This window comes from Microbacterium sp. AK009, from assembly GCF_013410955.1.
Taxonomy (GTDB): domain Bacteria; phylum Actinomycetota; class Actinomycetes; order Actinomycetales; family Microbacteriaceae; genus Microbacterium.
Genome location: NZ_JACCCG010000005.1, coordinates 52,275 through 73,354 on the forward strand (window position 1 = coordinate 52,275; position 21,080 = coordinate 73,354).

Genomic DNA, 21,080 nt, shown 5'->3' on the forward strand with positions numbered 1-21,080 from the left:
AGTAACGACACTTCAGCCGGAGTGGATGTGCACTATCGAAGCAGAGGAGCGGATATGACGACGCCGACGACAGCGCCCGAGATGCCGGAGGTGATGACGCGCGCCGAGGTCGCAGAGTTCACCCGTATCTCGCTCGCGACGCTTGCCAGGTGGGCAGGCGAGCGCCGAGGACCCCGGTTCGTGAAGGCGGGCGGGAGAGTGCTTTACCGCAAGCACGACGTCCTCGCCTGGCTCGACAGCCTGTCGGAGGCGTCCTGATGGCAGACGGCGCAATGGCCGTGCTGTTCGACCTCAGCCGGCGGGTTGCCGATCTCGAGAAGCGGGTCGGTCCCACGTACGGCCCTCCGATTCGCCGAGAGCCCTCGACCCCCGCGCGACGCGTCTCGCGGGACACCCAGGCGCTCCTCGACTACTGGAGCACCCTGCAGCGCACCGACCCGGATGCCGTTGACGCGGACGCGATCCGCCAGTGGCTCAAGACCCCAACAAAGCGACATGCCCCGGGGGCAACCGAGGCATGTCCAGTCACCAAGAAAGGCAACTACTCATGAACGAGGCTACCATCCAGACCCTGCTCGCCGAGGGACCGACCCTCGAAACCTACGACGACGAGTCCACGCCGACCCTGCAGTACACGATCACCGCAGCGGGCGAGCGATGCTCGGTTCCGGGATGGCGATGACTGACGTCGCCCGCCGCCTCGGTGTCACGTACGGTGTCGTCGTCGGCCACGCCAAACGACGCCGCGCCGCTTGACGACTATTCTCGGCGGCATGATCATCGACCACCGCCTGACCGCGCGAGCAGAGTACAACGCGGCCGGCGGCGACCGTGAAGCCTTCGATGTGTACCTCGTGACTCGACTTCGCGAGGAAGCTCGCGCGCTTGGCGCGAATCCGGACAATCTCGACGTCGCCTGTTACGAGCTCGAACCAGACGCATTCGGGAGGGTCTTCGTGCTGGCTCGCTTCACCGCACCCGACGTCGCGGAGATCGTCGGCGGTCACCACGACGGGTCACGGCATCCGATCGCTTCAGGCACTGAGACGCTCCAGATCCACAAAGACAGAGGCTCCAAAGAACCGCTCACTGAAGGCAACTCATTGCACTACCGAAAGGTAGGCATCAGCGACCAGACCGGACTATGGGTATTCGAGCCGGCGACCAGTTGACCCCGCATTTACCCCGCACATTCACCGCGCAACAGTGATAGCGCCTGACGTACTGTGCTCTGTTGGCAGTAGGGCGGGCGGGGAATGTGAGACCCCGCAATAACCCCTGATATGGCCGCTAACTGACTTACAAGTTAGGTGCGCTACCAATTGCGCCAAGCCGGCAAGGCCTTCCATCCTATCGAGGGATGCGGGCTGTCGAGCGGCGGACCAGGGCGAGCTGTCAGGGAGTCGCCGTCGGCGACGGCGTCTCGGTCGGGCTCGGCGATGCGGTCTTGTAGTAGGCGTCGCTGCCGATGGTCAGCACGAACTGCGAGAACTCCTGCGGGTCGTCGAGGGCCCCGACGTACGGCACGCCGTTGACGAGCACCATCGGGGTTCCGGTCAGGGTGACCCCGTCGGTCTCGGGAATCCCGTTCAACGCCCGCTCGGTGGCATCCCGAGCCCAGCTGAGGAACGACTCCTCCTCGATGCAGGAGCGCACGAGCTTCGGCGACTCGGCACCGGCCGCCTGCGCCAGGTCGGCGAGCTCGCTGTCGGTGAAGCCGTCGGTGTCGACCTCGGGCTGCTCGCGCAGCAGGGCGTCGTTGAACGCGAAGAACTCCTCGGGCGAGTGGGTCGCCACGCAGGCGGCAGCGGCCGCCGCACGGAGCGAGTACTTCGTGCCGTTGGACTTGGCGGTGAGCATCGCCACCGGGTGGTAGGTCAGATCCGCCGCACCCTGCGAGACCCAGGTCTTCAGCTGCTGCACATTGGCGAGCTGGAACTCCCGCGACCCGGTCGACAGGTAGTCGACATAGACACGGATGTCGACGACCGCCGCCTCGGTGGGCGTCGGCGTGGGAGAGGGGGTGGCCTCGGGCGTCGCCTCGACCGTCGCGCTCGCGGCAGCGTCATCCGCAGCCGCCGCCACCTCGGGCGCTGCCACACCCGAGACCGACGTCACGGCGAACCCGTCGTCGGTGACGTTCTGGGGGCGCAGCTCCGGGCGGGACATCGACGACCCGACCGCCCACGTCACCATCACCGCAGCGACCGTCACGACGCCCACCGCGAGCAGCGTCAGTCCGCCGCGGCGCAACCAGCGCAGACGCGACTGACGCGCCTGCACCTGCTGCGCCTTCTCGCGCACCGCGTTCCGTCGTTCACGGGGGGCCGGAACGTTCGGTGACTGGTCGTGGGACATGAAACCTCTCGGACGAAGGGGGCTGCCGATGGGCAACAGGCGGGGCGCTGACGAGGCGGGCCGGGGACGATGCTAATCAGGCAGGCTGGGAAAAGCCCAGACGGACACCGGTCATCGCCGTCGTTTCCGCCCGCGCGCCCGCGTGACATACTGAAGGATGACGCCCGATGGTGGGCGTCTGCGGTCATACCGCTCCATTCACAACGGATCGTCCGGCACGTACCTGCCGGTGAAGGAGAAGAAAACCATGGCGTCCGTCACGTTCGACAACGCAACCCGTCTCTACCCGGGCGGCACCCGCCCCGCCGTCGACAAGCTCAACCTCGAAGTGGGCGACGGCGAATTCCTGGTCCTCGTCGGACCCTCCGGCTGCGGCAAGTCCACGTCGCTGCGCATGCTGGCCGGCCTCGAAGAGGTCAACTCCGGCCGCATCCTCATCGGCGACCGCGACGTCACCGATGTCCCGCCGAAGGACCGCGACATCGCGATGGTCTTTCAGAACTACGCGCTGTACCCGCACATGACCGTCGCCGAGAACATGGGCTTCGCCCTGAAGATCGCCGGTGTCGGCAAGGAAGAGCGCGCGCAGCGCGTTCTCGAGGCGGCGAAGCTCCTCGACCTCGAGCAGTACCTCACGCGCAAGCCGAAGGCGCTCTCGGGTGGTCAGCGTCAGCGTGTCGCGATGGGCCGCGCCATCGTCCGTCAGCCCCAGGTGTTCCTCATGGACGAGCCGCTGTCGAACCTCGACGCCAAGCTCCGCGTGCAGACCCGCACCCAGATCGCCTCGCTCCAGCGACGCCTGGGCGTCACCACGGTCTACGTCACCCACGACCAGACCGAGGCCCTCACGATGGGTGACCGCATCGCCGTCCTCAAGGACGGCCTGCTCCAGCAGGTCGGCTCGCCGCGCGATCTGTACGAGCGCCCGAACAACGTCTTCGTGGCCGGCTTCATCGGCTCGCCCGCGATGAACCTGTTCCCGTCCTCGCTCGCCGAGGGCGGCGTGCACTTCGGTTCGGAGATCGTGCCGCTCGACCGCGACACCGTCGGCCGCGCCCACGGCTCGGAGGTCACCGTCGGTGTCCGCCCCGAGGACATCGTCGTCGGCCCCGCCGACGGCAAGGGCCTGTCGGTCACGGTGGACCTCGTCGAAGAGCTCGGCGCGGACGGCTACCTGTACGGCCACACCGACATCAACGGCAAGCGGACCGACATCGTCGCCCGCGTCGACGGACGCCGCCACCCGATGGCCGGCGACACCGTCACCCTCGCCGCGACCGCGGGCCACGTGCACGCGTTCGACATGGAGACCGGCGAGCGCCTCAACGACGCCCCCGTCGTCTCCGGCTCCTGACACACCACGACGCGGCGCGGGCGGGTTCACTGAGCCCCCCGCGCCGCGGCATGTCCCGGGAGGAAAAGATGGTCGATTCCCTGAGCATCACCGCCAGCGCGGTGGACCCGGGACTGCTGACCCTCCCCTGGTCGACACCGCTGGCCGACTGGCCGTCGAATCACATCGTCTTCCTCCCCAAGGGCATCTCCCGCCACCTCGTGCGGTTCGCCACCCTCTCCGGCAGGGTGGTGGCGATCAAGGAGACCACCGAGGAGATGGCCCGCCGCGAGTACGACATGCTGGGGAACCTCCACCGCCTCGACGCCCCCTGCGTGGAGCGCGTCGCGGTGATCGCCGGCAGGACGGATGCCGCGGGCGAGCCGCTCCCCGCCGCACTCGTCACCTCGCACCTGCGCTTCTCGCTCCCCTACCGGGCCCTCTTCACGCAGGTCCTGCGTCCCGACACCGCCACCCGCCTGGTCGACGCCCTCGCGCTCCTGCTCGTGCGCCTCCACAACGTCGGCTTCTTCTGGGGTGACGTCTCCCTGTCCAACACCCTCTTCCGCCGCGACGCCGGCGCCTTCGCCGCCTACCTCGTCGACGCCGAGACCGGGGAACTGCATGAAAGCGGTCTGACGGCGGGTCAGCGCGCTCACGACCTCGACGTCGCCCGCACGAACATCGCCGGGGAGATCATGGACCTCGAGGCGGGCGGACGTCTCGAGGGAGGCGTCGACGCCATCGCGATCGCCGACGGCATCATGGAGTCGTACCGCTCCCTGTGGGGCGCCCTGACGGACACCGAGACATTCCAGTCCGACGAGATCTGGCACATCACCGAACGCGTGCACCGCCTCAACGACCTCGGCTTCGACATCGGCGAGATGTCGATCGACACCACGCGGGACGGCACCCGGGTCTCGATCCAACCGAAAGTCGTCGACGCCGGACACCACCAGCGTCGGCTGCTGCGCCTCACCGGCCTGGATGTCGAAGAGAATCAGGCGCGCCGGCTCCTCAACGACCTCGATGAGTACCGCGCGCGGGTGTCTCGACTGGGGGCGGACGAGGAGATGGTCGCCCACGAGTGGCTGACCCGGGTGTTCGAGCCCGTGGTGAAGGCCATCCCCTTCGAGTACCGGGCCAAGCTCGAACCCGCCGAGGTCTTCCACCAGGTGCTGGAGCACCGCTGGTACATGTCGCAGGAGCGCGGTCGCTCCGTGCCCCTGGCCGAGGTGCTGACGAGCTACATCGACGACGTGCTGCGCCATCGCCGGGACGAGGCGACGGTGATGGGCCCTCCCACCGAGACGACCGGGATTCCCGTCATCACCGGCGAACTCGCCCTCGCCGACGGCGAGGAGGAAGAGGTCGACTGGCGAGACCTGGTCTGAGAAGTCGGCGCCCGTCAGTACCCGACGGTGAACCGTTCGCGGTGATGCTTCGGCTGCTCGATCTCGTCGACGACGGCCACACCCAGGTCGGGGCCGGAGATAAAGGACTCGCCGTCGGCGCCGGTCACCAGGACGTCGCCGCCGTCGCGGTAGGTCCCGGTCCGCTCACCCGGGTTCCATGCCCCGAAGCCGCCCGCGGGGTGGACGTAGAACCAGTCGCGATCCCCCGAGCCCGTCTGCAGATCTTCGAGCACGCCGATCGCCTCGAGCGCCTCGGGCTTGTACTCCTCGGTGAAGCCCGGGGTGTCGACCACGCGGGGTCCCCCCGGCGACACCAGGCTCCCCCCGGCTCCCCCGATCACACCGACGCGCACCGACGCGGGCAGCTCGCGCACGAGCTCGGCGACGGCGGGCCGCACCTGGCCCGCCATGTCTGCGCGCGCAGGAACGCTGAGGACGACGACATCCACGCCTTCCAGTTCTGCGACCAGACCCGGCACATCCAAGAGCGTGCCCTCGATGTAGGTGACGTGGTCGAGCCGCTCGCTCGGCACCGAGCGGGCGACCGAGACCACCGTGTGGCCCCGCGAGGCGGCCTCTGCGGCGATGTGACCTCCGGCGTAGCCGGTTCCTCCGATGACGGCGATGCGAGCCATGTGGGATCCTTTCCTGCTCCTGGAATCATTCAAGCCGACGATCGCCCCACCGCCGGGCGTCACACGAGGATGCTGAGCGGATTCTCCATCTTCGCCACGAACGCTGCCAGCCACTGAGCGGCCAGCGCGCCGTCGAGCACCCGGTGATCGGCCGACAGTGTCACCGTCATCACCGTTCCGACCACGAGCTCGCCGTCGACCACGACCGGGGAGGGCTGCGCCGCCCCGACCGCGAGGATGCCGGAATGCGGCGGATTGATGATGGCGGCGAACTCCTCGGTGCCGTACATGCCGAGGTTCGACACCGAGAAGCTGCCGCCCTCGAGTTCCTCCTGCTTGAGCCGTCCCGCCCGCGCGCGCTCCACGTGATCGGCGATCGCGGCGCTCACCTCGCCCAGTGGCATCCGATCGACCCCGCGGATGACGGGGGTGACGAGACCCCCGGGAACGGAGACCGCCACGGCGATGTCGGCGTGCGAGAAGCGGTGCATGGCCTGCTCGGTCCAGATCGCGTTCGCCTCCGGCACGTCCAGGAGCGCCGCGGCGACAGCCTTGATCACGAAGTCGTTGACCGAGATGCGCGTCGTCCGCCCTTCGTTGATGCGGGCGCGGAGGGCGAGGAGTTCGTCGACCCGGATGCGGGCGCGCAGGAAGAAGTGCGGCACGGTCGACGTGCTCTCGGTCAGCCGGCGGGCGATCGCACGGCGCATCCCGGAGTGCGGGATCACCTCGACGTCGGCCGCGGGGGATTCCTGCGTGCGGGCCGCGATGGGGGGACCCGCGGGGGCACGCACATCAGGAGCGGCCGGCGTCGAGGGGGACTGCGCTGCGGGAGGGGGTTGCTCGTCGAGGTCTCGGCGGACGATCCGGCCGTTCGGACCGGTGCCGACCAGGGACGACAGGTCGAGGCCGCGCTCGGCGGCCAGGCGCCGCACGAGCGGCGAGGCGAAGAGGCGGCGCGTCGGCGCGGGATCCGACGGGGGCCCAGGGTTCGACGGGGGCCCAGGGCTCGACGGGGGCCCAGGATTCAACGGGGGCTCAGCGGCCGACGGGGTCTCAAGCTCCGTGACGGCGGCCGGCGGAAGGAGGGTGCCGTCCTCGGAGGACTCCGTTCCCGCGGTCGCGCCGGTCGTGGCGGCCGCGTCCCCGGGCTCGGCGGCGGATGCGCTCTCCCCGGCGACGGCGACGTCCTCGCCCTGTGCGGCGAGCACCGCAATGGGAGAGCCGACTTCGGCGGAGCCGCCCTCGTCGACGAGGATGCGGGCGAGGACCCCCGCTTCCTCGGCTTCGTATTCGACGACGGCCTTCTCGGTCTCGATCTCGACGATCGGCTGCCCCGCCGCCACCTCGTCGCCGACGGCGACGAGCCAGCTCTGGATCGCGGCTTCGGTGGCCCCGGCGGCGAGCGCCGGCATCCGCACGACGGCGGCCATCAGCGGCCTCCCCACTCGGTGCGGACGCGTTCCAGCCCCCGCACCACCTCTTCGGTGCGGGCGATCGCGGCGCGCTCGAGCACCCGGGAGATGCTGGGGCTCGCTTCTCCCCCCGTCACCCGCTGCACGGGCTGATCGAGCCAGTCGAAGAAGCGACGCTGGATCTCATCGGAGAGCCACGCCCCGTACGACGGCCCCTGGGACCCCTGCTCGACGATGAGGACGTTGTTGGTCTTGCGGATGCTCTCACCGACGGTGTCCCAGTCCAGCGACGCCCGGTCGAGCCAGCGCAGGTCGATGACCTCCGCGTCGATCCCCGTCTGGTCGACCGCTTCGAGAGTGTGACCGACCATCGAGAGGTAGGTGAGCACCGTCACCTCCTCGCCGACGCGCCTGATGGCGGCGCTCCGCGGCGGGATCACGTAATCGAGGTCACCGTCGGGAACGCGATCTGCGGTGCCGTAGAGGTCGACGTGCTCGATGACGAGCACGGGATCGTCCAGGGCGAGCGCGGCGTTCATGAGCCCGACGTAGTCGGCGGCCGTGGAGGCCGCCACGATCCGCCAGCCGACGCTGGTGGCGAAGATCCCCGCCGGGTCCATGAGGTGCTGCGAGCCGTACCCCGAGCCCATCGCGACCTTGGTGCGCAGCACCAGTGGAACGCGGTTGTTGTCGCCGAACATGTGACGCGCCTTGCCGACCTGGTTGAACACCTGGTCGGCGGCGACCCACATGAAATCGGGGTACATGAACTCCACGACCGGACGGAATCGGCCGTCCAGCGCCACGCCGCCGGCCAGACCGAAGAAGCCGTTCTCGCTGATGGGGGTGCCGATGACCCGGTCGGGTCCGAAGGCCTTGGCCAGGCCCTTCGTGGCGCCGTTCGTCCCGCCGTTCAGGCGATGGACGTCCTCGCCGAGCACGATGATGCGCGCGTCTTCCGACATCCGCCGGTTCATCGTCTCGGCGACGGCATCGACGAACTTCACCTCCCGCCACCCCCCGGTGTGCGCGGCGGGCTCTGCCACCCGAAGACCGGCGAGCTCGCTCTCGTCGCCGCGGATCCCGCGGTCGGCGTGGGCCGGGTCGGGCCAGAGGGCGGGACGGATGCGGGAGCGACCAGCACTGTCGGGATCGTCCTCGATCAGCGCGGAGACCACATCGGCCATCGCGGCGACGGCCTGTTCGCGCACCCCCTCGATCTCCTCCGGCGAGGCGATCCCCAGGGCGGCGAGCTCGCGAGCGGTCTTCTCCAGCGGGTCGCGCGCGCGCCACTGCGCCTCCTCCTGCTTCGTGCGGTAGCCGAAGGCGCTGCCGGGGTAAGGACCGTTCTGGTGGAAGAAGCGATAGACCTCCGCCTCGATCACGGCGGGGCCCTCTCCCGCGCGCATGCGCGCGAGGGCCTCCTGAGTGGCGAGGTGGACGGCCAGCGGATCCATGCCGTCCACGCGCCAGGCGGGGATGCTGAAGCCCTGGGCTCGGATCGAGAACCGCGGGTCCGCCGAGGCTTCGCTGGCGTGGGTCGACACCGCGTAGAGGTTGTTCTCGATGAAGTACATCACCGGCAGCCGCCAGGTGGCGGCGAGGTTCATCGACTCCAGCACCGAGCCGATCTGACTGGCCCCGTCGCCGAAGTAGTTGACGGTGACATCGGTGGTGCCCGCGTGCTTCTGCGCCCACGCGTTTCCCGCGGCGAGCGGCGCGCCGCCGCCGACGATCGCATTGGTGCCCAGCGCCCCGGCCTCCAGCCACTGCAGGTGCATGGACCCGCCACGACCACCCGAGAACCCCTCGGCGAGGCCGAGGATCTCGGCGAGCGTGCGCTGCAGGAGGGCCCGCAGGTCGGGCGTGACCAGGGCGTCCAGGCTCAGGCCGCCCCCCGACACGTGCGCGATCGCCTTGGCGAGGAACTGGTGGTGGCCCCGGTGCGACCCGTTGACCGCGTCGGATGAGCGCAGCGTCACGATGGATCCGACCGCCCCGCCCTCCTGGCCGATGCTGGAGTGCGCAGGGCCGTGGACCAGACCCTGCGCGGCGAGGTCGAGGACGGACTCCTCGAACGCGCGGATGAGATGCAGGTGACCGAGCATCGTCGTCAGCAGCGCAGGGTCGGCCGCCTTCCAGTCGGCGGCGGTGGTGCGCAGTTCCACCCACGGTGTTCCGGTGTCCAGCCGGCGACGTCGGGGCATCGCATCTCCTTCGATGAGGGGCGGCCGCATAAGGCGGGGATCCCCACGGTACGACTGATTGGATCCAATATCAAGAGGATCCCTGGGATTCTGTGGCGGATCGGCATCTTCAGTGGCATCCTGGATCCAAACGGAAGGTGAACGCGATGACGCGAGACTTGCCTGGGATGCGCGGGATGGACCACGTCGGCATCACCGTGCCCGATCTCGACGAGGCCGAGCACTTCTTCGTCGACGTCCTCGGTGCCGTCCCGGTCTACCGCCTCGGCCCCAAACGTGCCGACGACGACTGGATGACCGTCCAGCTCGGGGTCCACCCCCGCACCGAGATCCGCGAGATCCGCTTCTATCGACTCGGGCACGGGACCAACCTCGAGGTGTTCGCCTACGACGCCGCTGACGGGCAGGCGCCGCCGCCGCGCAACAGTGACATCGGCGGTCACCACCTCGCGATCTATGTCGACGACATGGATGCCGCGATCGCCCACCTGCGCGCGCACGACGTCGAGATCATGGGAGAGCCCGTCGCCAGTGCGGGAGCCAGCGCCGGACAGCAGTGGCTGTACTTCCGGGCGCCGTGGGGACTGCAGCTCGAACTGGTGAGCTTCCCCGGCGGCAAGGCGTACGAGAGCGGCGCCGACACGCTGCTGTGGCATCCGGCGAGACCGGCCGAATGAGCGGCACCGACGTGCGCAGCCGTGTCGGCGACGCCGGCGCCCGCATCGCCGAGCAGGTGCGCGAGGGAATCGTGCGGGGCACCTTTCCGCCGGGAACCCGCATCCGCCAGGAGGATCTCGCCGAGCAGTTCGGCGCCAGCCGCGTCCCGGTGCGGGAGGCGATCCGTCAGCTCGAATACGAGGGACTCATCACCGTCGTCCCCAACGCGGGGGCCTGGGTGGCGCGCCTCACCCTCGCCGAGTGCGAGGAGATCTACCGTATGCGCGAGCGCCTCGAGCCGCTGCTGCTCGGCTACAGCGCACCGCTGCTGACCGGCGACGCGATCGCCGAGCTCGACGCGCTCGCCACGCGGATCAGCGAGGTCGGCGCCGACACCGACGCGTTCCTCGAGCTCGACGCCGAATTCCACCTGCGCAGCTACCGCGCCGCCCGGACCACCCATCTCGGCGACCTGGTGGGCAGGCTCTGGAACGCGACGGCGCCCTACCGACGCGCGTACGTCTCCTCGTGGGCCGAGGAATCCCGTCGCATCGCCCATGAGGAGCACCATCTCATCGTGGCCGCCCTGCGGGACGGCGACACTGAAGAGGCCGAGCGCGTCCTCGCCGGTCACATCCGGCGTACGCGGCGTCAGCTGGCGCGCAGCCCCGAGATCTTCGCTCCCGATCCGCTCACCTGAGCGCGTCGAGGAGGAGGGGGAGGTGCGAGACCGCCGGCGCGATCTCCCCACGCTCGATCCGGTGGGCGATCTCGGTGATCCTCGCGTTGACCGGAGTGGCGATGCCGAGCTCCGCGCCCCGGCGCACCACTTCGCCGTTTAGATCGTCCACTTCGCTGTGCCGCCCCTTCCGCCAGTCCTGCAGCACGGTCGTCGTCGCACCGGGCACGACGAAACCGGCGAAGAGACGATCGGTCATGACCTCGACCACCCCTCTCGAGTCGTCGAGGTCGGCGGGTTCCAGCCCGAAGATCGGCAGGGTGCGGTGCCCCTGGGCTTCACCGACGGCCAGGGCTTCGTCGCCGGCCGCGATCATGACGTCGCGGAAGCCGGGCTGATGGAGCGCGTCGAGCATGGGGAGACCGAGGATCGCCGAGGTCACGAGAAGGGTGCAGTTGCTGACCAGCTTCATCCACTTGGCGCTGAGGATGTCATCGAAGCGCGCCACGGTACCCGAGAGCGCGAGGAGGTCGGCCACGGGCTCGATCCGCTCAGCCCCGCCGGGCAGCCGGCCGACAGCGAACCAGGAACGCTCCCGCGGGGTGTGCCGATGCACGACAGCCGGCTCGGTCATCGTCGCGGAGCACTCGATGACCGCTCCCACCGCGCGTGAGGCGCCCACCGCCTCGATGACGGTGTTCGCCGTCATCCCGTTCTGCACCGCCGCCATCACCCCGTCAGGTGCGAGATAGGGCGCGATCAGCCGGCTCGCCCAGCCGGCGTCGTAGGCCTTCATCACCAGCAGCACGACGTCGAAGCCCGCTCGCAGCTCGGCGACCTCGCAGAGGTGGATGATGCGGGGGCGGACGAGCAGTTCGTCATCGGCAGTGAGGATGCGCAGGCCCTCCGACCGGATCGTCTCGACGTGCACCGGCCACTGCTCGACGAGCGTCACATCGACGCCCGCCCGGTGCAGGTCCGCTCCGATCGAGGCGCCGTTGGCACCTGCTCCGACGACGGCGACGCGGGGACCGGCCATGGTTCCTCCCGGATTCGGCGACGGGCGTCGGTGCCCGTCGAGCCAGCGTGTCTATCAAGCCAGAGTGTACAGATCGGCTTGCCGCTCGGCACGCGGTCGGTCTAGCGTAGGGACGACGTCCGCTGATGCTGGACACCGATCCGGCTTTCGACGAAGAGAGCGAGAACACCATGATCCTGCACCTGGTCACCTTCCGATGGGTCGACGGTGTCACCGATGAGCGCGTCTCCGCTCTGACGGAGGCGCTCCTCCGGATGGCCGAGGGCATCGACGTGCTCCGGTCCTATGTCGCGGGCGCGAACCTCCACCTGCGCCCCGGCGGAGCCGATTACGCCGTCGCGGCGGTGGTCGACGATGCGGCCGCGCTCGAGGCCTACCTCGACCACCCGCTGCACGCAGCGGTGTACAGCGAACATCTGGGTCCGATGATCGCCGACCGCTCGGCCGTGCAGCTCCCCCTGACATCGGGCACCCTCACGTGACGACGATGCGCGCCGCCGTGCTCCACGCGATCGGCGATCTTCGTGTGGAGGACCGCCCCGTCCCCGCCCCCGCACCGGACGAGGTGCTCATCCGCATCGCCGTGTGCGGCGTGTGCGGGTCCGATGCCACGGAATTCGGGCGGTGGAAGGTCCTGGCCGAACCGCCCGTCGTCCTCGGCCACGAGTTCGTCGGCACCGTCGAGGCGGTCGGCTCGGAGGTCGCGGACCTCTCCCCCGGTGCCACGGTCGTCTGCGGCGCCGGGGTCTCCTGCGGTGACTGCGCGCCCTGCCGTGCCGGACGGACGAACCTCTGCCGCACCTACCGCACCCTCGGGTTCCACCGCGACGGCGGCCTGGCCGGCTACGTCGTCGCGCCGGCGGCGATCGTCTACGACGTCAGCGACGCAGGGCTCACGACGGACACGCTGGGGCTCGCCCAGCCGATGGCGATCGCGGTCCACGCCGTGCGCCGCAGCGGACTGACGGCCGGGCAGGATGCCGTGGTCGTCGGCGCCGGGGGCATCGGCGCATTCATCGCCTTCGCCGCCGCCAGCACCGGGGCGCGCGTCCTGGTCCTCGATCGCAACGACGACAGGCTCGACCTCGCCCTCCGCCTCGGAGCCTTCGCCGCGCGCAATGCCCGGACGACCGACCTCACCACGGCGATCGAGGATGCCGGGCTCGAACCGGAGGTGTTCTTCGAGGTGTCGGGGAGCTCCGAGGGACTCGCGCAGGTGCTCGGCGCTGCGCGCCCCGGGGCGACGCTCGTGCCGGTGGGGATACAGCGCGGCGAGCCGGCTCTGCCTCTGGGGTCGTTCACCCTGCGGGAATTCGCCATCGTGGGGACGGTCGCCCATGTCTTCCGCGATGACATCCCCGAAGCGGTGAGACTGCTCGGCACCCGCCCTGACTGGTCGGATGTCGCGGGGACCGTCGTGCCCCTGGAGGATGTCGAGGCGGCGGCGCTTCGTCCGCTCCTGGCCGGAGGATCACGTCAGATCAAGACGCTCGTGGACCCGTGGATCAGTTCCGCCCGCAGCGCCCGTCACCGCGCGGCGGGGTCTGCCAGCCCCTCCATCGCCCGCAGCACGTCCACCGCCGAGGCGGGCCCGCCGGCAGCGTGACCGACGGCGTCGGCATGATGGCCGCCGGGGGCGACGGGCATCTCCTGGTGGTGCTGGCGCCTCCCGACGACGAACCAGACCCCGCGCGCGGGCTCGTCGCCGCGGTTGGAGAACAGGTGGGGTCGGGTGGAGTCGAAATGCAGCGAATCCCCCGCGCGCAGCACGTGGGTGTCGAATTCGAGCTGCAGTGTCAGCGCCCCGTCCAGGAGGTAGGCGTACTCGACCCCCGCGTGCCGCATGAGCTTGCCCTCGATCGAGCTGCTGGCGCCCGGCTGATAGGTGACCAGCAGCGCATCGGCCGGCCCCCCCGGCTGTCCCGCGAGGCGCTCCCAGCGCACGCCGTTCTCCATCTCGATGGCGGGGTTGTCCGCACCGCGCTGGATCGCCGACGCCATCGCCTCGGCGGGGGCGCCGGCGGGAGCGGCGGCCGCGGCACCGCCGACCAGTTCGTCCAGAGACACCCCCAGGTGGTTGGCGATGGCGTAGAGGGTCGACACCGACGGCTGTGTCTTGCCGATCTCCACCTGCGACACCAGGCTCGCCGACACCCCCAGCGACTGGGCGACCGAGCGGAGGCTGAGTCCGCGGCTCACGCGCGCGGCGCGGATGCGGGCTCCGAGATTGTCAGCCATCCCCTGATTCTCGCCGGTCAGAGCAGCGCCGTGCCACGGTCGACCGGGAGATTGACCGCCGAGACGCCGCGATTGCGCAGCAGGAACTGCGTCGCATCCACGACATCGGCCATGGTGGCGAGCTCTCCACCGGGCGTGTGACGCTCGTACTGCTCGAGGACCCCGGCGGGCTTGGAGGCCCAGAACGGGCTGTCGCCGATGATCCCGGGATGCAGGGCGTTGACTCGGATGGGGGCCAGTTCGAGGGCGAGGGTGTTGATGAGACCGGTCACGCCGCCGTTGATCGTCGACACCGTTGTCGAGCCGGGGTAGGGCAGATCCTTCGCGCGGCCGCCGAAGAGCACGATGCCGGTATCGGCGGACACGGGCATGCGGTCCAGCAGCGCGCGGATGGTCGCGGCGTAGCCGACGAGTTTCAGGGTCGTCAGGCGAATGGCGCGATCGATGTCGTAGTCGCGGATGGTGTTCGCATCCCGCTCGATCGCGGCGAGCACGAGTCCGTCGACGGCCTCGACGGAGGAGAGGCTGTCGGCGACCGTATGGGGCTCGGAGATGTCGAGGGCCACGCCGCGCGCCGCCGATCCGAGCTCGGCGGCGACCGCCTCCGTGCGTGCCTGGTCACGACCGGTGATCACCACTCGGTCCCCGCGCCGGACGCAGTCGGCGGCGATCTCCCGTCCGATACCCGACGTTCCTCCGACCACGACGATGGTGCGTTCGCTCACATCTCCTCCTTGCGATGTCGCCGACACCCCGTCATCTCGATGTCGGAAGTGGTACTGGACATCGGTGTCCAGTAGCGCTTTACTGAGGAAGTCAACTCGACGCGAGCGGTGAAGTCAAGACACCCTCGCCGGCGAAGGAGATCACTCAATGAAGAGCACCGGAACGACGGGTCCCGCAGCGGTCGACTGGGAAGAGCGCGTCGACATGGAACGGCTGCGCGATTCGCGCCTGGCGCGGCTTCACGCCGAACTCGACCGCTCGCATCTGGGCGCCGTCCTGGCGTTCGACTTCTCCAACATCCGCTACATGAGCGGCACCCACATCGGCACCTGGGCGATGGACAAGCTCATCCGCTTCGCCTTGCTCACCCGCAAGACCGATCCCATCGTCTGGGATTTCGGCTCCGCGGCCAAGCACCACGCGCTGTACAACCCGTGGCTTGATGTCACCACCGCCGAGGCGGATGCGAATCCCCATGCCCCGCACGAGGGTGCGAAGCGTCCGCGGCTCGAGAGCGGCGCGCGGGCCGGGATATCGACGCTGCGCGGAGCCTTCCCGCCCGACGCGGATCTCGCCGGCGACGTCGCCCGGAAGATCAAGCGCGAGCTGGAGAAGTTCGGTCTCGCGAACGAACCGCTCGGCGTCGACGTGGTCGAGATGCCCGTGCTGCTGGCGCTCCAGCGCGAGGGGATCGAGGTCGTCGACGGACAGCAGGTGTTCATGGAGGCGAGGCGCATCAAGACGCACGACGAGATCCGCCTGCTCACCCAGGCCGCGTCGATGGTCGACGCCGCCTATGAGGAGCTCTACCGGTTCCTGCGGCCGGGCGTCCGCGAGAACGAAGCGGTGGGGCTCGTCGCCAAGACGCTGTACGACCTCGGATCCGAGTACGTCGAGGGGGTCAACGCGATCTCCGGCGAGCGCTGCTCACCCCACCCCCACGTCTTCTCCGACCGGCTGATCCGACCCGGCGACCCCGCCTTCTTCGACATCCTGCACAGCTACAACGGCTACCGCACCTGCTACTACCGGACCTTCGCCGTCGGGTCGGCGAGCCCCGCACAGAAGGACGCGTACACCCGGGCGCGCGAGTACATGGACCGCGCGATCGCCTTGGTCAAGCCCGGCGCTACGACGGCCGACATCGTCGCGGTGTGGCCGGAGGCGACCGAGTTCGGGTTCCCCGACGAGATGGCCGCATTCGCCCTGCAGTACGGGCACGGCGTGGGCCTGTCGATCTGGGAGAAGCCCATCTTCTCCCGGCTGACCTCCTTCGATCACCCCGAGACCCTCGAGGAGGGGATGGTGTTCGCCTTGGAGACGTACTGGCCGGCCGCCGACGGCTGGGGAGCGGCCCGCATCGAGGAGGAAGTGGTGGTCACCGCCGACGGCTGCGAAGTCATCACGAAATTCCCCGCGGAGGAGCTCATCGTCGCCGGGCGTCGCTACTACACCATCGATGGGCCGCTGAACCTCAACCGGGATGCGCAGTCGCACCTCAACACCGTCTGGGGGCGCGGCGAAGCGTGAGTACGATCGCGTTCCTCGGTCTCGGCTCGATGGGATCGGCCATGGCCGGCCGCCTCCTCGACGCCGGGCACGACGTCGTGCTGTGGAACCGGTCGCCGGACGCGGCCGCCCCGCTCCTCGCGCGCGGCGGCACGATGGCGGCGTCGGCGGCGGACGCCCTCGCCGCCGACGTGTCGTTCTCGATGCTCGCCGACGATGCGGCCATGACGGCCGTCTTCACCGACGAGGCCATCGACCGCGCGCGCGACGGCATCCACGTCGCCATGGGGTCTATCAGCCCGTCGCTGGCCGACGAGCTCGACACCCGGTTCGGGGCGGTGGGCGCCCGCTACATCGGCGCCCCGGTGCTCGGGCGCCCCGCTGTGGCCGCGGAGGGGAAGCTCAACATCCTCGCCGCGGGCCCCGCGGAGGCTGTCGACACCGTCGCTCCCCTGCTGGAGGTCTTGGGGGTGCGCACCTGGCGCCTCGGGACCCGCCCGGCCGTCGCCAACGCGGTCAAGGCGGCGGTGAACTACAACATCATCCACGCCATGCAGGCGATCGGCGAGACGGTGGCGATGACCGAACGCCTCGGCGTCGACCCCGGGCAGTTCACCCGGCTGCTCTCCGAGACGCTGTTCGGAGGGGTCGTGTACACCGGCTACGGCCGGATAATCGCCGAGCGCGCCTACGATCCGCCGGGGTTCCACATCGCCCTCGGCCGCAAGGACCTCGATCTCGCACAGCAGGTCGCAGCCTCCGTCGATGTCGACCCCGCCACCCTCCCCGCCCTCATCTCCGTGTTCGATCGCGCCCTCGCCGATCCCGAGCTGAAGGACCTGGACTGGTCCGCCATCGCGGAGGTGAGCAGACGCCGGACGAGCTGAGACACACACCCGAACCCGCTTCGCCCCACAACGCAACGAACCGCCCGTCAAGGAGGATGAGCGTCTATGCCTGAAACCCCGCGGCCGCAGAGCGGCCAGCCCATCGTGTTCCGTCACGGCATCGTCTTGACCATGGACGACGCCCACACGGTCCTTCCCGACGGCGATGTCCTCGTCATCGACGGGAAGATCGCCGAGGTCGGAACGAACCTCTCCGTCCCCGACAACACCTTCGAGATCGACGCCGCCGGCGGCATCCTCATGCCCGGCATGGTCGACACGCACCGGCACATGTGGCAGACCGCCATGCGCGCCTACGGCGCGGACTGGACGCTGACGCAGTACTTCGTCTGGTACTACCTGCAGCACGGCGCGAAATTCCGCCCCCAGGACTACGCCGCCGGGAACCTGATCTCGGCGCTGGACGCGGTCGAGTCCGGCGTCACGACGAGCGTCGACTGGTCGCACGGCCTGCGCACCCCCGAGCACGGGTGGGCCGCCTACGAGGCCCTGGCGAACTCGCCCGGTCGGTTCGTCTTCGCCTACGGCAACATCCACGTCTCCCCGTGGGAGTGGACCGCCGATCCCGAGGTGCAGAAGATCCTCACCGCCTCTCGGGACGACTCGCGCATGTTCGGCACCCAGATCGCCTTCGACGTGCCGAACCAGGACGAGAACTTTCCCGAGCTCGCCGCCTATCGCGTCGCGAAGGACCTCGGCCTTCGCGTCACCACCCACGCGGGTGTCTGGGGCGCCACCAACGACTGGGGGATCCGCAACGCCTACGCCGCCGGGGTGATGGAGGAGGGATTCACCTACGTCCACGCCGCGACGCTGTCGGCCGACTCGTACCAGAAGATCGCGGCGACCGGCGGCAACGTCTCCCTCGCCACCGAATCCGAGGACACGTGCGGTCAGGGCTATCCGCCCGTGCACCAGCTGCGCAAGTACGGCATCCCCACCTCCCTCTCGGTCGATACCAGCGTGTGGTTCAGCGCCGACCTGTTCTCGGCCATGCGGGCGACCGTCAACGCCGATCGGGCGCTCGAGCACTATCTCGCGCACCAGCTCGAGCCCGCCGAGACGGTGACGCACGTCAAGCTCCGCGCCGAGGACGTCGTGCACATGGCGACCCGCGGCGGTGCGCAGGCCCTCGGGAAGGACGGCGAGATCGGATCGCTGGAGAAGGGCAAGCTCGCCGACGTCGTGCTGCTGAAGAACGAGCACTCGGCCACCTGGGCACCGCTGGTGAACCCCTGGGGTCAGGTCGTCTACCAGGCCCAGCGCGGCGACGTGCACACGGTGCTCGTCGGCGGCGAGGTCGTCAAGGCCGAGGGACGCCTCGTGGCGGGCGACCTGCCGGGTGTGAAGGCCAAGCTCGACAACACGGTGTCCTACCTCGAGCGCGAGGTCGGAGACGAATGGGTCGCCGGCATGCACCCCGAGATCCCCGAGGTCGAGGTGCTCTACAACCCGTACCAGTACAAGAAGTAGCAGCCCGCTCTGCGGGTCACGGGCCCGGGGCGGCGTCTCGACGAAGCCGGACGCCGCCTCGGGTCATCCCGTCGGTTTCGCGGTGCGAAGCGTCGCGACCTGGTAGAGCGCGACGGATGCCGCGATGCCGGCGTTGAGCGATTCGGCGGCCGTGGAGATCGGGATCGAGACGATCTGGTCGCAGGTCTCCGTCACGAGGCGTGACAGGCCCTTCCCTTCAGAGCCCACGACGATCACGACGGGTCGATCGGCGAGCTGCAGGTCGGGGAGGGCGATGTCTCCTCCGCCGTCCAGGCCCAGGACGAAGACGCCCTGCTTCTTGAACTCCTTCAGGGTCGTGGTGAGGTTGGCTGCGAGCGCCACCGGCACGCGGGCCGCCGCCCCTGCGCTGGTCTTCCACGCCGCCGAGTTCACCCCGGCCGAGCGTCGCTGCGGCACGAGGATCCCCTGCCCCCCGAATGCCGCGGTCGAGCGGATGATCGCTCCGAGGTTGCGGGGGTCGGTGATGCCGTCGAGGGCCACGAGCAGCGGGGTCTGACCGCTGTCGATGATCTTCTCGAGCAGATCCTGCGGGTGGGCGTACTCGTAGGGCGGCACCTTCAGCGCCACGCCCTGATGCACGCCGTCGAATCCCGCCATCCGGTCGAGCTCGGGACGCGTGACCTCCAGGACCGGGATGTCGCGGTGCGTCGCGATCGCGAGCATCTCCTTCACCCGGTCGTCCATCTCCACCCGTTGGGCGATGTAGAGCGCGGTCGCCGGGATCTTCGCGCGGAGGGCTTCGAGCACGGAGTTGCGTCCGGTGACGTTCTCGGTGTCCTCGTCCTTCTTCGCCGCGCGGCGCGGTGCGGAGGCCGCCGACCCGCTCGGACGCCCCTTGCCGCCCGCGGCCGCGTAGCGCTCGGCAGCCGCCTTGCGCTTGCCTGCGGGGTGCCAGGCGCGATCCTCGGCCTTGGGAGTGGGGCCGCGACCCTCCAGCGAGCGGCGGTTCTTCCCTCCCGATCCCTTGGTGGCGCCCTTCTTCTTGCCGCGACCGGCGGCGGGGTTTCCTGGCTTAGCCATTCGTCAGACTCCAATGCGTTCCATCGGCGGTGTCCTCCAGGACCACGCCTGCTGCGGCGATCGCGTCGCGGATGCGGTCCGCGCTCGCCCAATCCTTCTCGGCGCGCGCCCGTGCGCGCTGCGCGATCATCTCGTGCACGAGCGCGTCCAGCGCCGCGGCCTGGGCCCCGCCTCCGGAGCGCCAGCGCGGGTCCTCCGGGTCGATGCCGAGGATGCCCACGCAGACGGCGACATCGGCCCACGCCGAGCGTGCGGCATCCTTCTCCCCGGCATCCAGCGCGGTATTGCCCTGCCGCACCCGCTCGTGGACGACGGCGAGGGCCTGCGGGACGTTGAGGTCGTCGTCCATCGCGGCGGCGAAGGCGCCCGGAACGGCCGCGGCCACCACCGTGTCGTCATCGGCCTCGGCGAGCGTCCGGGCGACGCGCTCGAGGAACGAGCGGATCCGCTCCACCGCCGCGGCCGCCTCGTCGAAGCTCGAGGGGGTGACATCCAGGCTCGAGCGATAGTGGGCGGCGGCGAGGGCGTACCGCACGACGAGCGGATCGTGCTCCCGGAGGACGTCGGCGGCGAGAAGGTAGTTCCCGAGCGACTTCGACATCTTCTGGTCGCCGACCGTCACGAGTCCGTTGTGCACCCAGTAGCGCGCGAAGCCGTCACCGGCGGCCGCGGACTGGGCGAGCTCGTTCTCGTGGTGGGGGAAGCGCAGGTCCAGACCGCCGCCGTGGATGTCGAACGCCGGGCCGAGGTAGCGCCGCGACATCGCCGAGCACTCGATGTGCCAGCCGGGTCTCCCCGGTCCCCAGGGCGACTCCCACGTCGCCGACTCGGGCTCGCCGGGTTTGGCGCCCTTCCACAGGGCGAAGTCGCGCGGGTCGCGCTTGCCGCGCGGGTCGGCGTCGGCGGCCGGCTCCATCGCGTCGAGACTCTGCCGGGTGAGCTCGCCGTAGGAGGGCCACGAGCGCACGTCGAAGTAGACGTCGCCTGCCGCGGCGTAGGCGTGCCCGCGCTGGATGAGCCGCTCGATGAGGGCGAGCATCTGCGGGATCGACCCGGTCGCCCGGGGTTCGTACGTGGGGGCGAGGATGCCGATCTCGGCGTAGGCACGAGCGAACTGCAGCTCCATGCGGTAGGCCAGCGCCCACCACGACTCGGTGTCCGTCGCGCCCGCCAGCACCTTGTCGTCGATGTCGGTGACGTTGCGGACGAACGTCACCCGGCCGTACCGGTGTCGCAGCCACCGCCGCAGGATGTCGAAGCTGAGCGCTCCGCGGAGGTGCCCGATGTGGGGGCCGGACTGGACGGTGGGTCCGCAGACGTACACGGTGACCTCGGCAGGATTGAGCGGCACGAAATCGCGCAGAGCCTGCGCCTTCGTGTCGTAGAGCCGGAGAGTCACCGACCCAGCCTACCGGCGCGCCTG

22 protein-coding genes are annotated in these 21,080 nt (G+C 69.8%); 13 read left to right on the forward strand and 9 right to left on the reverse strand.

From position 1 onward, the window contains the following. Positions 1 to 54 precede the first annotated feature (54 nt). The 4 genes from HDC37_RS11725 to HDC37_RS11735 all read left to right on the forward strand — a co-directional run bounded on the left by HDC37_RS11725 (position 55) and on the right by HDC37_RS11735 (position 1,172). Positions 55 to 258, forward strand: coding sequence for an AlpA family transcriptional regulator (locus HDC37_RS11725; protein WP_257021472.1), 204 nt, complete (start codon positions 55 to 57; stop codon positions 256 to 258). Beyond that, the gene (locus HDC37_RS11730) at positions 258 to 551 is read left to right on the forward strand and encodes a hypothetical protein (protein ID WP_179560597.1); all 294 of its coding nucleotides are present in this window, start codon (positions 258 to 260) and stop codon (positions 549 to 551) included. Before HDC37_RS11725 ends, HDC37_RS11730 begins: the two co-directional genes overlap by 1 nt. Further along, complete coding sequence (locus tag HDC37_RS17240; protein ID WP_257021473.1) at positions 548 to 682, forward strand: hypothetical protein; 135 nt, start codon at positions 548 to 550, stop codon at positions 680 to 682. The genes HDC37_RS11730 and HDC37_RS17240 overlap by 4 nt, the downstream gene beginning before the upstream one ends. A 91-nt stretch (positions 683 to 773) precedes the next feature. Beyond that, entirely contained in the window at positions 774 to 1,172 is a 399-nt protein-coding gene (locus tag HDC37_RS11735) for a hypothetical protein (RefSeq protein WP_179560598.1), read from the forward strand. Between the two features lie 223 nt (positions 1,173 to 1,395). Here the strand turns inward: HDC37_RS11735 and HDC37_RS11740 are convergent, their stop codons facing one another. Then, the gene (locus HDC37_RS11740) at positions 1,396 to 2,358 is read right to left on the reverse strand and encodes a thioredoxin domain-containing protein (protein ID WP_179560599.1); all 963 of its coding nucleotides are present in this window, start codon (positions 2,356 to 2,358) and stop codon (positions 1,396 to 1,398) included. A 247-nt stretch (positions 2,359 to 2,605) separates the two neighbouring features. Between HDC37_RS11740 and HDC37_RS11745 the strand changes: the two genes are divergently transcribed. Continuing rightward, entirely contained in the window at positions 2,606 to 3,712 is a 1,107-nt protein-coding gene (locus HDC37_RS11745) for an ABC transporter ATP-binding protein (RefSeq protein ID WP_179560600.1), read from the forward strand. Between the two features lie 68 nt (positions 3,713 to 3,780). After that, positions 3,781 to 5,088 (forward strand): DUF4032 domain-containing protein, encoded by a 1,308-nt coding sequence (locus tag HDC37_RS11750; protein WP_179560601.1) that lies wholly within the window; start codon positions 3,781 to 3,783, stop codon positions 5,086 to 5,088. Positions 5,089 to 5,102: 14 nt separating this feature from the next. On the opposite strand, the gene HDC37_RS11755 is transcribed toward HDC37_RS11750, so the two are convergent. From HDC37_RS11755 to HDC37_RS11765, 3 genes are read right to left on the reverse strand one after another with little or no spacing between them, the layout of a single operon-like run. Next, positions 5,103 to 5,744, reverse strand: coding sequence for an NAD(P)-dependent oxidoreductase (locus HDC37_RS11755; RefSeq protein ID WP_179560602.1), 642 nt, complete (start codon positions 5,742 to 5,744; stop codon positions 5,103 to 5,105). Between the two features lie 59 nt (positions 5,745 to 5,803). After that, positions 5,804 to 7,177, reverse strand: coding sequence for a dihydrolipoamide acetyltransferase family protein (locus HDC37_RS11760; protein WP_179560603.1), 1,374 nt, complete (start codon positions 7,175 to 7,177; stop codon positions 5,804 to 5,806). Then, positions 7,177 to 9,366 (reverse strand): thiamine pyrophosphate-dependent enzyme, encoded by a 2,190-nt coding sequence (locus HDC37_RS11765; protein ID WP_179560604.1) that lies wholly within the window; start codon positions 9,364 to 9,366, stop codon positions 7,177 to 7,179. Before HDC37_RS11765 ends, HDC37_RS11760 begins: the two co-directional genes overlap by 1 nt. 146 nt (positions 9,367 to 9,512) lie before the next feature. Between HDC37_RS11765 and HDC37_RS11770 the strand changes: the two genes are divergently transcribed. Further along, complete coding sequence (locus HDC37_RS11770; protein ID WP_257021474.1) at positions 9,513 to 10,043, forward strand: VOC family protein; 531 nt, start codon at positions 9,513 to 9,515, stop codon at positions 10,041 to 10,043. Then, entirely contained in the window at positions 10,040 to 10,723 is a 684-nt protein-coding gene (locus HDC37_RS11775) for a GntR family transcriptional regulator (protein ID WP_179560605.1), read from the forward strand. The genes HDC37_RS11770 and HDC37_RS11775 overlap by 4 nt, the downstream gene beginning before the upstream one ends. Here the strand turns inward: HDC37_RS11775 and HDC37_RS11780 are convergent. Beyond that, complete coding sequence (locus HDC37_RS11780) at positions 10,716 to 11,741, reverse strand: ketopantoate reductase family protein (RefSeq protein WP_179560606.1); 1,026 nt, start codon at positions 11,739 to 11,741, stop codon at positions 10,716 to 10,718. The genes HDC37_RS11775 and HDC37_RS11780 overlap by 8 nt on opposite strands. A 125-nt stretch (positions 11,742 to 11,866) precedes the next feature. Between HDC37_RS11780 and HDC37_RS11785 the strand changes: the two genes are divergently transcribed. Both HDC37_RS11785 and HDC37_RS11790 read left to right on the forward strand, forming a co-directional pair. Next, positions 11,867 to 12,223: a Dabb family protein gene (locus HDC37_RS11785; RefSeq protein WP_218869725.1), complete on the forward strand. Its 357-nt coding sequence runs from the start codon at positions 11,867 to 11,869 to the stop codon at positions 12,221 to 12,223. A gap of 5 nt (positions 12,224 to 12,228) precedes the next feature. Next, positions 12,229 to 13,347, forward strand: coding sequence for a zinc-binding dehydrogenase (locus HDC37_RS11790; RefSeq protein ID WP_257021484.1), 1,119 nt, complete (start codon positions 12,229 to 12,231; stop codon positions 13,345 to 13,347). Here the strand turns inward: HDC37_RS11790 and HDC37_RS11795 are convergent. Both HDC37_RS11795 and HDC37_RS11800 read right to left on the reverse strand, forming a co-directional pair. Next, a complete protein-coding gene (locus HDC37_RS11795) occupies positions 13,269 to 13,979 on the reverse strand; it encodes a cupin domain-containing protein (RefSeq protein WP_179560608.1) in 711 nt (236 codons plus the stop codon). The two genes, HDC37_RS11790 and HDC37_RS11795, sit on opposite strands and share 79 nt — an antisense overlap. Positions 13,980 to 13,996: 17 nt before the next feature. Next, positions 13,997 to 14,704, reverse strand: coding sequence for an SDR family NAD(P)-dependent oxidoreductase (locus tag HDC37_RS11800; protein ID WP_179560609.1), 708 nt, complete (start codon positions 14,702 to 14,704; stop codon positions 13,997 to 13,999). Positions 14,705 to 14,852: 148 nt separating this feature from the next. On the opposite strand from HDC37_RS11800, the gene HDC37_RS11805 reads away from it, so the two are divergent. From HDC37_RS11805 to HDC37_RS11815, 3 genes are all read left to right on the forward strand, one after another. Beyond that, positions 14,853 to 16,235, forward strand: coding sequence for a Xaa-Pro peptidase family protein (locus tag HDC37_RS11805; RefSeq protein ID WP_179560610.1), 1,383 nt, complete (start codon positions 14,853 to 14,855; stop codon positions 16,233 to 16,235). Further along, positions 16,232 to 17,101 (forward strand): NAD(P)-dependent oxidoreductase, encoded by an 870-nt coding sequence (locus tag HDC37_RS11810; protein ID WP_179560611.1) that lies wholly within the window; start codon positions 16,232 to 16,234, stop codon positions 17,099 to 17,101. Before HDC37_RS11805 ends, HDC37_RS11810 begins: the two co-directional genes overlap by 4 nt. 66 nt (positions 17,102 to 17,167) lie before the next feature. Beyond that, entirely contained in the window at positions 17,168 to 18,595 is a 1,428-nt protein-coding gene (locus HDC37_RS11815; RefSeq protein WP_179560612.1) for an amidohydrolase family protein, read from the forward strand. Between the two features lie 63 nt (positions 18,596 to 18,658). On the opposite strand, the gene rlmB is transcribed toward HDC37_RS11815, so the two are convergent. Together rlmB and cysS are read right to left on the reverse strand one after the other, a co-directional pair. Then, the gene (rlmB, locus tag HDC37_RS11820; protein ID WP_179560613.1) at positions 18,659 to 19,657 is read right to left on the reverse strand and encodes a 23S rRNA (guanosine(2251)-2'-O)-methyltransferase RlmB; all 999 of its coding nucleotides are present in this window, start codon (positions 19,655 to 19,657) and stop codon (positions 18,659 to 18,661) included. Next, the gene (gene cysS, locus HDC37_RS11825; protein ID WP_179560614.1) at positions 19,650 to 21,056 is read right to left on the reverse strand and encodes a cysteine--tRNA ligase; all 1,407 of its coding nucleotides are present in this window, start codon (positions 21,054 to 21,056) and stop codon (positions 19,650 to 19,652) included. The genes rlmB and cysS overlap by 8 nt, the downstream gene beginning before the upstream one ends. Positions 21,057 to 21,080: the final 24 nt, after the last annotated feature.

What these genes read in the sequence shown, in the direction of transcription:
- HDC37_RS11755 (WP_179560602.1), bottom strand. Translation starts at nt 5,744, where the DNA reads ATGGCTCGCATCGCCGTCATCGGAGGAACCGGCTACGCCGGAGGTCAC.
- HDC37_RS11725 (WP_257021472.1), top strand. Translation starts at nt 55, where the DNA reads ATGACGACGCCGACGACAGCGCCCGAGATGCCGGAGGTGATGACGCGC.
- HDC37_RS11750 (WP_179560601.1), top strand. Translation starts at nt 3,781, where the DNA reads ATGGTCGATTCCCTGAGCATCACCGCCAGCGCGGTGGACCCGGGACTG.
- HDC37_RS11815 (WP_179560612.1), top strand. Translation starts at nt 17,168, where the DNA reads ATGCCTGAAACCCCGCGGCCGCAGAGCGGCCAGCCCATCGTGTTCCGT.
- HDC37_RS11765 (WP_179560604.1), bottom strand. Translation starts at nt 9,366, where the DNA reads ATGCCCCGACGTCGCCGGCTGGACACCGGAACACCGTGGGTGGAACTG.
- HDC37_RS11805 (WP_179560610.1), top strand. Translation starts at nt 14,853, where the DNA reads ATGAAGAGCACCGGAACGACGGGTCCCGCAGCGGTCGACTGGGAAGAG.
- HDC37_RS17240 (WP_257021473.1), top strand. Translation starts at nt 548, where the DNA reads ATGAACGAGGCTACCATCCAGACCCTGCTCGCCGAGGGACCGACCCTC.
- HDC37_RS11795 (WP_179560608.1), bottom strand. Translation starts at nt 13,979, where the DNA reads ATGGCTGACAATCTCGGAGCCCGCATCCGCGCCGCGCGCGTGAGCCGC.
- HDC37_RS11770 (WP_257021474.1), top strand. Translation starts at nt 9,513, where the DNA reads ATGACGCGAGACTTGCCTGGGATGCGCGGGATGGACCACGTCGGCATC.
- HDC37_RS11745 (WP_179560600.1), top strand. Translation starts at nt 2,606, where the DNA reads ATGGCGTCCGTCACGTTCGACAACGCAACCCGTCTCTACCCGGGCGGC.
- HDC37_RS11785 (WP_218869725.1), top strand. Translation starts at nt 11,867, where the DNA reads ATGCTGGACACCGATCCGGCTTTCGACGAAGAGAGCGAGAACACCATG.
- HDC37_RS11790 (WP_257021484.1), top strand. Translation starts at nt 12,229, where the DNA reads ATGCGCGCCGCCGTGCTCCACGCGATCGGCGATCTTCGTGTGGAGGAC.
- HDC37_RS11730 (WP_179560597.1), top strand. Translation starts at nt 258, where the DNA reads ATGGCAGACGGCGCAATGGCCGTGCTGTTCGACCTCAGCCGGCGGGTT.
- HDC37_RS11740 (WP_179560599.1), bottom strand. Translation starts at nt 2,358, where the DNA reads ATGTCCCACGACCAGTCACCGAACGTTCCGGCCCCCCGTGAACGACGG.
- HDC37_RS11760 (WP_179560603.1), bottom strand. Translation starts at nt 7,177, where the DNA reads ATGGCCGCCGTCGTGCGGATGCCGGCGCTCGCCGCCGGGGCCACCGAA.
- rlmB (WP_179560613.1), bottom strand. Translation starts at nt 19,657, where the DNA reads ATGGCTAAGCCAGGAAACCCCGCCGCCGGTCGCGGCAAGAAGAAGGGC.
- HDC37_RS11775 (WP_179560605.1), top strand. Translation starts at nt 10,040, where the DNA reads ATGAGCGGCACCGACGTGCGCAGCCGTGTCGGCGACGCCGGCGCCCGC.
- HDC37_RS11735 (WP_179560598.1), top strand. Translation starts at nt 774, where the DNA reads ATGATCATCGACCACCGCCTGACCGCGCGAGCAGAGTACAACGCGGCC.
- HDC37_RS11780 (WP_179560606.1), bottom strand. Translation starts at nt 11,741, where the DNA reads ATGGCCGGTCCCCGCGTCGCCGTCGTCGGAGCAGGTGCCAACGGCGCC.